A 10,560-nucleotide genomic window follows, 5' to 3' on the forward strand; every position below is an offset into this window, starting at 1 on the left:
TAGTATGGAAGAATCTTCAAAAGTTATACACGCTATTTATACTGATGACGATATTTTGATGTCAGCTGTAAAAAAAGTAAAAGCAGCCAAGTATCATATCGAAGAGGTGTTTACGCCGTTTCCGGTTCACGGATTGGATAAAGCCATGGGGCTTGCCCCAACCCGTCTTGCTATCACTGCGTTCTTATATGGATTAACAGGTTTAACAGTTGCCATCGTAATGATGAATTATATGATGATTCAGGATTGGCCGCAGGACATTGGTGGAAAACCGAGTTTTACGTACTACCAAAATATGCCGGCTTTTGTTCCTATTATGTTTGAACTTACGGTATTTTTTGCAGCGCATTTAATGGTGATCACATTTTATTTAAGAAGTAAGATCTGGCCATTCAGAAAGCCTGAAAATCCCGATCCAAGAACAACAGATGATCACTTTTTGATGGAAATAGCTGTTGAAGGTGACTCCAAAGCTCTTGAAAGTTTATTAAAAGAAACAGGTGCCGTAGAAATTAATTTAGTTGATAAAGCCCATTAATACAATATATGAAAAGCTTAATTAAAATATCCGTAGTATTTGTTGTTGTAGTGAGTTTTGTATCGTGTAAAAACGATAGATCTCCAAACTACCAGTACATGCCTAATATGTATGAAGCTGTACCTTATGAAACCTACAGCGAATCTAATGCTTTTGCTAACGGACGAGAAGGACAATTACCTGTAGAAGGTACAATTCCGCGAGGACATAGTCTTTTTGAATACCCGAATACAACACAGGGCTATTTAATGGCTAAAGAAAATCTAACAAGTTCTTTAGATTCAACTCAGGTAAACATGGTTCAGGCTAAAGAATTATATGAGATTTACTGTGGTATATGCCACGGAAACAAAGGCGATGGTAAGGGAAAATTGGTGCAACGTGAAAAAATACTTGGTGTGCCAAGTTATGATGATGCCGGGAGAGCCATTACGGAAGGAAGTATTTACCATACGATCTACTTCGGAAAGAACGCCATGGGTAGTTACGCTAACCAACTGAACGAGAAAGAACGTTGGGAAGTCGTGGCCTATGTGTTACAATTAAAACAAGCACTTGAAGCTTCGGCCAAATAAGTGTATTAACGATAAAAGAATAACCTGCATTATATATTTAAAGTATGTACAAGCTATCTGGTAATTTAAAAGTATTTTCAATCATTCTAATGGTATTAGGACTTGCCGGTCTATCCTATGGATTTTTAACCACGCCTAAGACGGTTGATGATGTGAAAGAAATTTTGGCTGCTCAGGAAAGTCATCATGGAGAAGAGGATGCTGCCATGTCTGGGCATGGAGAAGACACGCATAAAAATTCCTTTGTGGATCAGGCACGTGGCGAAGAAGGTTATTCAGCTCATGCTATGGAACAGCTTCACGAGCAAATGGATGAAGAGCACGGTGGAGATCACATGGAGCACGTATTGCACCAGTTACAGACTAAACCTTGGTCTGCTACTTTTATATCGGCCTTTTTCTTTTTTATGATAGCTTTGGGTGCCTTGGTATTTTATGCTATTCAATATGCTTCATCTGCGGGATGGTCGCCAGTATTGTTCCGGGTTATGGAAGGAATTACGTCGTATTTACTACCAGGATCTATAATTGTTGTGGCTATTGTTTTATTGGCCGGAACTCATTTCTTTCCTTGGCAGGACCACGAATTGGTAGCTGATGATAAAATAATACAAGCTAAATCCGGATATTTGAATTTTCCATTCTTTGTGATCCGTGCGATATTATATTTGTTAGGGTGGAACTTATATCGTCATTTTTCAAGAAAAAATGGGTTGCAAGAAACCTCTGGCGATTTAACCCCGTATAAAAAGAACTTTAAAATTTCAATTTACTTCCTAGTATTCTTTATCATTACAGAATCAACTATGGCCTGGGATTGGTTTATGTCTATGACACCGCACTGGTACAGTACGCTATTTGCCTGGTATATTTTTGCAAGTATGTTTGTGTCTGCTATTACGGTAATTGCGATGGTAACCATCTATTTAAAATCAAAAGGTCTGGTACCGTTCATTAATGACAGCCACTTACATGACCTAGGTAAATTTATGTTTGCTTTCAGTATTTTCTGGACCTACCTGTGGTTTGATCAATTTATGTTGATATGGTATGCCAATATGCCTGAAGAAGTCGTTTATTTCGTACTACGAATTCAAGAATATAACGGACTGTTCTTTGGTATGCTAGTCCTCAATTTTGTATTCCCTATTCTTGTGCTCATGAACAGCGATTACAAACGTGTACCATGGTTTGTAATGATAGCCGGCCTTGGTATTTTAGTAGGGCACTACATTGATATTTTCCTATTAGTAATGCCGTCAACCGTTGGACTTAACTGGTCGTTTGGCGTAACAGAAATTGCTAGTATCCTATTCTTTTTAGGCTTATTTATACTTGTAGTAGGAACAGGATTATCAAAAGTAAATTTACAACCGGAAGGAAATCCGTTCATTAAAGAAAGTGAAGGATTCCATTATTAATTAAGATATTAAATAAAGACGAACGATAAACATGACAGCTTTATTAACCATTATAGTTTTAGTAAGTATCCTGATTGCCATCTGGCAGATGGTGAAGATCTTTGATTTAGCAAAAGCTAAAACTGAAAACGCTGGAGTTGCAACCGATAAAGATAATTCGGTAAATGGCTATTTGATGATGGGCTTTTTACTTTTCATCTATGTTATAACAATTATTTCATTTGTAAAATGGGGTGATTTACCATTATTATCTAATTCGGCATCTGCACACGGTCCAACGATCGACCGCTTAATGATCATCACTTTAATTGTGATCTTCTTTGTGCAAACGGTAACCCAGTTTTTATTACACTATTTTGCATTTAAATACAAAGGAGAAAAAGGTAAAAAAGCCTTATTCTTTGCCGATAATAATAAGCTTGAAGCGATCTGGACCATCATTCCGGTTATTGTTTTAGCAGGATTGATTATCTATGGATTAAATACCTGGATCAACATTATGGGTGTTGATGAAAGTGACGATCCATTGGTCATTGAATTATATGCACAACAGTTTAACTGGACGGCACGATATGGAGGCGACGATAATACTTTAGGAAAAGCTAATGTACGTTTGATCGATATCAACACGGCTAACATTTTGGGTCTTGATGAAGCAGATCCAAACGCAGCAGATGACGTGATTACCAAAGAATTACACTTACCTGTAGGCCGACCAGTATTATTCAAAATGCGTTCTCAGGATGTGTTACACTCTGCATATATGCCACACTTCAGAGCACAAATGAACTGCGTTCCTGGTATGGTGACACAATTTGGATTTACACCAACGGTAACAACAGAAGAGATGCGTTTGCGCCCTGAGATCGTTGATAAGGTAAAAAATATTAATGTGATTCGTCAGGAGAATAGTAAAGAATTGGCAGCTAAAGGAGAAGCGCCTTTAGACCGTTATGAGTTTGATTACTTATTGCTTTGTAACAAGATCTGTGGTAAGTCACATTACAATATGCAAATGAAAATTGTTGTAGAATCCCAGGAAGATTTTGATGCTTGGATGAAAGAGCAAACGAAATTCAAAAACTCTCTAATTAACTAACAAAAGAAAAAACGAGATAGATTATGTCAGCACACGCAGATACTCACGCTCACGAAGAGGACCACGGGCATCATCATAAAGAAACCTTTGTAACTAAATATATATTTAGTCAGGATCACAAAATGATTGCCAAACAGTACCTTATTACGGGTACTATTATGGGTGTAATTGGTGTTTTAATGTCTATGATGATGCGTATTCAGATCGCATGGCCGGAACAACCTAATGTTATCTTTGAAGCTCTTTTAGGAAAATGGGCACCCGATGGTGTTATGGATGCTGATATTTATTTGGCATTGGTAACCATTCATGGAACCATTATGGTATTCTTCGTTTTAACAGCAGGATTGAGTGGTACGTTTAGTAACCTTTTAATACCGTTGCAAATTGGCGCACGTGATATGGCCTCAGGTTTCCTTAATATGGTTTCCTACTGGTTGTTCTTTACATCTAGTGTGGTCATGGTAATCTCATTATTCGTAGAAACTGGTCCTGCAGCTGCAGGATGGACTATTTATCCACCATTAAGTGCCTTACCTATGGCTCAGAGTGGTTCTGGGATGGGTATGACCTTATGGCTCGTTTCTATGGCCATATTCATTGCCTCATCTTTATTAGGATCCTTGAATTATATCGTTACAGTAATAAACCTTAGAACAAAGGGCATGTCGATGACCAGATTGCCATTAACTATTTGGGCATTCTTTATTACAGCTGTTATCGGTGTGATCTCTTTCCCGGTATTATTGTCTGCGGCTCTATTACTGATCATGGATAGAAGTTTTGGAACATCATTCTTCTTATCTGATATATTTATTCAAGGTGAAGTCTTGCATTATCAAGGTGGTTCACCGGTATTGTTCGAACACCTTTTCTGGTTCTTAGGACACCCTGAAGTATACATCGTTATTTTACCAGCGATGGGACTAGTATCTGAAATTATGGCTTCTAACTCTAGAAAACCTATTTTTGGTTATCGGGCGATGGTTGCTTCAATATTAGCTATTGCATTTTTATCAACCATTGTATGGGGTCACCATATGTTCATTTCCGGAATGAATCCGTTCTTGGGGTCTGTATTTACATTTACAACTTTATTGATCGCGATTCCATCGGCTGTAAAAGCTTTCAACTGGATAACGACTTTATGGAAGGGTAATATTCAAATGAACCCTGCGATGTTGTTTTCCATTGGTTTTGTATCGACATTCATCACTGGTGGTTTAACAGGAATTATTTTGGGTGACAGTGCGCTTGATATTAACGTTCACGACACTTATTTCGTAGTAGCACATTTCCATTTAGTGATGGGAATCTCAGCATTGTACGGTATGTTCGCCGGTATTTATCACTGGTATCCAAGATTATTTGGTCGTATGCTAAACAAGAATTTGGGCTACATCCATTTTTGGGTAACCGCGGTTTGTGCTTACGGGGTATTCTTCCCGATGCACTTTATAGGTATGGCAGGTTTACCACGTCGTTATTATACCAATTCAAACTTTCCGTTATTTGATGATATAGCTAATGTGAATGTCATTATTACGACGTTCGCACTTATCGGAGGGGTTGTTCAGATCTTATATTTATACAATTTCTTTGGAAGTATTTTCTACGGAAAGAAAGCACCTCAAAATCCATGGAAATCTACAACTCTAGAATGGACAGCACCTGTGGAGCATATGCATGGAAACTGGCCGGGCGAAATTCCTCACGTACATCGTTGGGCTTACGATTACAGTAACCCTTCACATGATGTTGATTTTGTACCTCAGAACGTGCCTTTAAAAGAAGGAGAAGAAGAGTTACATCATTAGTATAAGTACATTAAAAATAATATTGAAAAGCCTTTCTGAAACAGAAAGGCTTTTTGTTTATATTTGTGTAGTATGAATGAGAACCTAGATCCAACAAGTCATAATTTTTCTCCTGACGATCTTGATGTAGAAAAAAAATTGCGACCCTTATCTTTTGATGATTTTACAGGGCAGGATCAGGTTTTGGAAAATCTTCAAATATTTGTTCAGGCGGCTAACTTACGAAGTGAAGCTTTGGATCACACGCTTTTTCACGGGCCTCCGGGGTTAGGAAAAACAACACTGGCCTATATTTTGGCTAATGAGTTGGAGGTAGGTATAAAAGTGACCTCAGGCCCTGTTTTGGACAAACCCGGAGACCTTGCCGGATTGTTAACCAATTTAGAAGAACGCGATGTGTTATTTATTGATGAGATCCATCGTTTAAGTCCGATAGTTGAGGAATATTTATACTCGGCCATGGAGGATTATAAAATTGATATCATGATTGAAACGGGACCAAATGCCCGTACCGTTCAAATCAATTTGAATCCATTTACACTCGTTGGTGCCACAACACGTTCCGGACTTTTAACGTCACCAATGCGTGCCCGTTTCGGTATCCAAAGCCGTTTACAATACTATAATACTGAATTACTAACGACAATATTAGAGCGTAGTGCGGGTATTTTGGATGTTCCTATTTCTATGGAAGCTGCTGTAGAAATTGCCGGACGCAGCCGTGGAACGCCACGAATTGCAAACGCTTTATTACGGCGCGTACGCGACTTTGCTCAAATTAAGGGGAATGGTAAGATAGATATTAAGATCGCAAAGTATGCCTTGGAGGCCTTGAATGTAGATGCACATGGCCTTGATGATATGGATAATAAAATTCTTTCTACTATTATTGATAAATTTAAAGGTGGTCCGGTTGGAATTACTACTATTGCTACAGCTGTTAGCGAAAGTCCCGAAACCATTGAGGAAGTATATGAGCCTTTTTTAATACAGCAGGGCTTCATCATGCGCACCCCACGTGGTCGCGAGGTTACCGAACAAGCCTACAAACATCTTGGTAAGATCAAGGGTAATATCCAAGGTGGTTTATTTTAGATTTATAGGGTTTTTAAAAACCTTGTTTTTCCCTTATCAAATTTGTCTTTTTTGAGTTCCAAAGAAAAAAATACTAAGTTAATAAAAACCGAAGCTAAACGCCTTGGCTTCTTGTCCTGTGGTATAAGTAAAGCCGGTTTTTTAGAAAAAGAAGCTCCGCGTTTAGAACGTTGGTTAAAAAACAACGCACATGGTGAAATGACATATATGGAAAATCATTTCGATAAACGATTAGATCCCACCAAACTGGTTGAAGGTTCTAAAAGTGTTGTGTCTTTATTGTTAAATTATTTTCCTACGGAAGAGCAAAAGGATAAAAGTGCTCCTAAACTCAGTAAATATGCTTATGGTAACGACTATCATTTTGTAATTAAAGATAAATTAAAATCACTTTTACAATTTGTTCAAGATGAAATTGGCGAGGTACATGGCCGTGCTTTCGTCGATTCAGCACCAGTACTGGACAAGGCTTGGGCCGCTAAATCAGGCCTAGGTTGGATTGGGAAACACAGCAATTTACTGACTCAAAAAGTAGGGTCTTTTTATTTTATTGCAGAACTCGTCATCGATCTTGAGCTGGATTACGACGCACCGGTAACAGACCATTGTGGGAGTTGTACCGCTTGTATTGATGCCTGCCCAACAGAAGCCATTATAGAGCCTTATGTTGTTGACGGTAGTAAATGTATTTCTTACTTGACGATAGAATTGAAGGATAATATCCCAACGGAGTTTAAAGGAAAAATGGACAACTGGATGTTTGGTTGTGACGTGTGCCAAGACGTGTGCCCCTGGAATCGGTTTTCAAAATCGCATCGCGAACCTTTATTCAATCCGCATCCGGAATTACTTGATATGACCAAAAAGGATTGGGAAGAAATCACAGAGGATACCTTCAAAAAAGTATTTAAAAAGTCTGCTGTAAAACGGGCTAAATTTTCTGGTTTAAAAAGTAACATCAATTTCTTGAAAGATTAAGGTTATCCTTAGTTAGATTACTATATTTGTTATGTAAAGTAAAAGTTACCGGAACGATAATTAATCAAACGTTGAGGTATTTATTCATTTTAATTTATTAGACCAATGAGCGAAGAAAGCAAACGACGAGAAGCCCTTATATATCACGCCAAACCAACTCCGGGAAAAATAAAGGTTGTTCCTACCAAAAAATATTCTTCCCAGCGGGATCTCTCTTTGGCCTATTCTCCAGGTGTAGCGGAGCCCTGTAAGGAAATCGAAAAAGATAAGAACAAAGTTTATAAATACACTGCAAAAGGGAACTTAGTTGCGGTGATAACAAACGGAACGGCCGTATTGGGTCTTGGAGATATTGGTCCTGAAGCCTCAAAACCGGTTATGGAAGGAAAGGGACTTTTGTTCAAGATTTTTGCTGATATCGATGTTTTTGATATAGAAGTAGACACTAAGGATATTGACAAATTCGTTGAAACCGTTAAAAATATTGCTCCAACATTTGGAGGTATTAATTTAGAAGATATCAAGGCCCCTGAAGCCTTTGAAATTGAACGTCGCTTAAAGGAAGAACTAGACATTCCTGTCATGCATGATGATCAGCATGGAACGGCTATTATCTCTGCCGCTGCCCTAATAAATGCATTGGAGCTGGCCAAGAAAAAAATTGACAAAGTAAAAATTGTTATCAGTGGTGCCGGTGCTGCTGCTATTTCATGTTCTCGCCTTTATCAGGCCTTTGGAGCGAAACGTGAAAATATGGTGATGTTGGATAGTAAAGGAGTTATCCGTAATGATCGGGAAAACCTTTCCTCTGAAAAGGCTGAATTTTCAACGCATAGAAAGATCGATACTCTGGATGAAGCTATGAAAGATGCCGATGTATTTATTGGCTTGTCTATGGCCAATATTGTAACACCAAAGATGTTGGAATCTATGGCCAAGAACCCTATTGTTTTTGCCATGGCCAATCCTGATCCCGAAATAAAGTATGATCTGGCGATCAAAACACGTAAGGATATTATTATGGCCACAGGTCGGAGTGATCATCCTAACCAGGTGAATAATGTGCTCGGTTTCCCTTTTATTTTTAGAGGCGCTTTGGATGTTCGTGCGACAAAAATAAATGAAGAAATGAAAAAGGCTGCTGTTAAAGCCTTGGCCAGACTTGCAAAAGAACCTGTGCCGGAACAGGTTAATATCGCCTATGGCGAAACACGATTAACCTTCGGTAAGGAGTATATTATTCCTAAACCCTTCGATCCTCGTTTAATAGCAACTGTGCCACCGGCTGTAGCTAAAGCAGCCATGGAAAGTGGTGTGGCACAAAAGGAAATTACAGATTGGGAAAAGTATGAAGATCATTTATTGGAGCGGTTAGGTTCAGATAATAAACTGGTAAGATTGCTTTTAAACCGAGCTAAGTTAAATCCGAAACGTGTTGTTTTTGCCGAAGCTGATCAATTAGATGTTTTAAAAGCTGCCCAAATTGTTCACGAAGAAGGTATCGCGCATCCGATTTTATTAGGCCGACGAGAAACCATCGAATCTTTGATGAAGGAGATCGAATTTGAAGGGGATATTCCAATTATCGATCCAAAAACAGAGGAGGAGAACGAAAATAAGAATAGATATGCCAAGGTATTCTGGGAACAACGAAAACGTCGTGGCGTTACCTATTATTCAGCCCAAAGATTAATGCGTGAGCGAAATTATTATGCAGCTATGATGGTAAATGAGGGAGATGCCGATGCTTTGATTTCAGGCTATTCCCGAAGTTATCCTTCAGTCGTAAAGCCAATGTTAGAACTGATTGGTATGGCAAATGGAGTTTCCAGAGTAGCCACAACCAACCTTATGATAACAAAGCGTGGGCCGATGTTCTTAAGTGATACGTCTATCAATATCGACCCTAGCTCTAAGGATCTGGCAAAAATTGCACAAATGACAGATAAGGTTATGCGCATGTTTGGGTTAAACCCGGTAATTGCCATGGTGTCTTATTCCAATTTTGGTTCGTCTAAACATGAAAGATCAACCAAAATTCGTGATGCTGTATCCTATTTACATAAGTATGTTCCAGACATGGTTGTTGATGGAGAACTACAAACTGATTTTGCCTTGAATGCTGAAATGTTACGCGAAAAATTTCCATTCTCCAAATTGGTAGGTAAAAAAGTAAATGCACTTATTTTTCCAAATCTCGATGCGGCGAATATCACTTATAAACTGTTGAAAGAATTAAATGAAGCCGATTCAATAGGGCCCATCATGATGGGTATGCGAAAACCGGTTCATATCCTTCAGTTGGGTGCTAGTGTGGATGAAATTGTGAATATGACCGCTATTTCTGTTATTGATGCACAACAAAAAGAACGTAGAGAACAAGAAAAAAAAGCCTCTAAATAAACAGCTAAAATATTTTTATTACATTTCGAAATAATCCATTTTACTAAATGATTACACACCTACAGGGAAAACTTATTGAAAAAAATCCCACCTATGTGGTTATAGATTGCAATGGGGTTGGATATATGATACATATTTCACTGCATACCTTTACGCAAATTCCTGATGCCGAAAATTTAAAGCTTTATACCTATCTACAAGTCAAGGAAGATTCTCATACCTTATTCGGTTTTTCCTCTGTAGCAGAACGTGAGATTTTTAAATTACTTATTTCTGTAAGTGGGGTTGGCGCCAGTATTGCGAGAACTATGCTGTCATCTTTAACTCCAAAGCAGGTTCGTGAAGGAATTGCAACCGGAGATGTCGCTCTGATCCAATCTATTAAAGGGATTGGTGCGAAAACAGCACAACGTGTTATTTTAGATTTGAAGGATAAGATTTTAAAGATTTATGATATCGACGAAGTTTCTCCGGTTGGAGGCAATACTAATAGGGATGAAGCGTTATCTGCTTTAGAGGTATTAGGTTTTGTGAAAAAGCAGGCCGAGCGTGTTGTAGACAAATTTCTAATGTCGGAACCTGATGCCAATGTTGAAACCATAATAAAACAGGCGCTTAAAAACTTGTAATTTAT

9 protein-coding genes are annotated in these 10,560 nt (G+C 38.4%); all 9 read left to right on the forward strand.

The features are described 5' to 3' along the window. The first annotated feature begins 4 nt into the window (after positions 1-4). The 9 genes from V8G61_RS09985 (at position 5) to ruvA (ending at position 10,555) form a co-directional block, all read left to right on the forward strand. The gene (locus tag V8G61_RS09985; protein ID WP_394875474.1) at positions 5-538 is read left to right on the forward strand and encodes a DUF3341 domain-containing protein; all 534 of its coding nucleotides are present in this window, start codon (positions 5-7) and stop codon (positions 536-538) included. Positions 539-546: 8 nt separating this feature from the next. After that, a complete protein-coding gene (locus tag V8G61_RS09990; RefSeq protein ID WP_394875476.1) occupies positions 547-1,113 on the forward strand; it encodes a c-type cytochrome in 567 nt (188 codons plus the stop codon). Positions 1,114-1,157: 44 nt separating this feature from the next. Then, positions 1,158-2,534, forward strand: a complete 1,377-nt coding sequence (locus V8G61_RS09995; RefSeq protein WP_394875478.1) for a quinol:cytochrome C oxidoreductase — start codon at positions 1,158-1,160, stop codon at positions 2,532-2,534. A 31-nt stretch (positions 2,535-2,565) separates the two neighbouring features. Beyond that, positions 2,566-3,633: a cytochrome c oxidase subunit II gene (locus V8G61_RS10000; protein WP_394875480.1), complete on the forward strand. Its 1,068-nt coding sequence runs from the start codon at positions 2,566-2,568 to the stop codon at positions 3,631-3,633. Between the two features lie 23 nt (positions 3,634-3,656). Beyond that, a complete protein-coding gene (locus V8G61_RS10005) occupies positions 3,657-5,450 on the forward strand; it encodes a cbb3-type cytochrome c oxidase subunit I (RefSeq protein ID WP_394875482.1) in 1,794 nt (597 codons plus the stop codon). A gap of 72 nt (positions 5,451-5,522) precedes the next feature. Then, positions 5,523-6,545 carry a Holliday junction branch migration DNA helicase RuvB gene (ruvB, locus tag V8G61_RS10010; protein WP_394875484.1) on the forward strand — a complete coding sequence of 341 codons (1,023 nt, stop codon included), beginning with the start codon at positions 5,523-5,525 and terminating at the stop codon, positions 6,543-6,545. Between the two features lie 51 nt (positions 6,546-6,596). Then, entirely contained in the window at positions 6,597-7,523 is a 927-nt protein-coding gene (gene queG, locus V8G61_RS10015; protein ID WP_394875486.1) for a tRNA epoxyqueuosine(34) reductase QueG, read from the forward strand. A 105-nt stretch (positions 7,524-7,628) separates the two neighbouring features. Beyond that, the gene (locus V8G61_RS10020; RefSeq protein ID WP_394875488.1) at positions 7,629-9,926 is read left to right on the forward strand and encodes an NADP-dependent malic enzyme; all 2,298 of its coding nucleotides are present in this window, start codon (positions 7,629-7,631) and stop codon (positions 9,924-9,926) included. 47 nt (positions 9,927-9,973) lie between these two features. Further along, complete coding sequence (ruvA, locus tag V8G61_RS10025) at positions 9,974-10,555, forward strand: Holliday junction branch migration protein RuvA (RefSeq protein WP_394875490.1); 582 nt, start codon at positions 9,974-9,976, stop codon at positions 10,553-10,555. Positions 10,556-10,560: the final 5 nt, after the last annotated feature.

Origin of the sequence: Gaetbulibacter sp. M240 (assembly GCF_043876815.1) — a bacterium.
Classification (GTDB): Bacteria; Bacteroidota; Bacteroidia; order Flavobacteriales; family Flavobacteriaceae; genus Gaetbulibacter_A.

Bases quoted from the DNA above. Each gene is read 5' to 3' on its own strand.
- V8G61_RS09985 (WP_394875474.1), top strand. From the start codon at position 5: ATGGAAGAATCTTCAAAAGTTATACACGCTATTTATACTGATGACGAT.
- V8G61_RS09990 (WP_394875476.1), top strand. From the start codon at position 547: ATGAAAAGCTTAATTAAAATATCCGTAGTATTTGTTGTTGTAGTGAGT.
- V8G61_RS09995 (WP_394875478.1), top strand. From the start codon at position 1,158: ATGTACAAGCTATCTGGTAATTTAAAAGTATTTTCAATCATTCTAATG.
- V8G61_RS10000 (WP_394875480.1), top strand. From the start codon at position 2,566: ATGACAGCTTTATTAACCATTATAGTTTTAGTAAGTATCCTGATTGCC.
- V8G61_RS10005 (WP_394875482.1), top strand. From the start codon at position 3,657: ATGTCAGCACACGCAGATACTCACGCTCACGAAGAGGACCACGGGCAT.
- ruvB (WP_394875484.1), top strand. From the start codon at position 5,523: ATGAATGAGAACCTAGATCCAACAAGTCATAATTTTTCTCCTGACGAT.
- V8G61_RS10020 (WP_394875488.1), top strand. From the start codon at position 7,629: ATGAGCGAAGAAAGCAAACGACGAGAAGCCCTTATATATCACGCCAAA.
- ruvA (WP_394875490.1), top strand. From the start codon at position 9,974: ATGATTACACACCTACAGGGAAAACTTATTGAAAAAAATCCCACCTAT.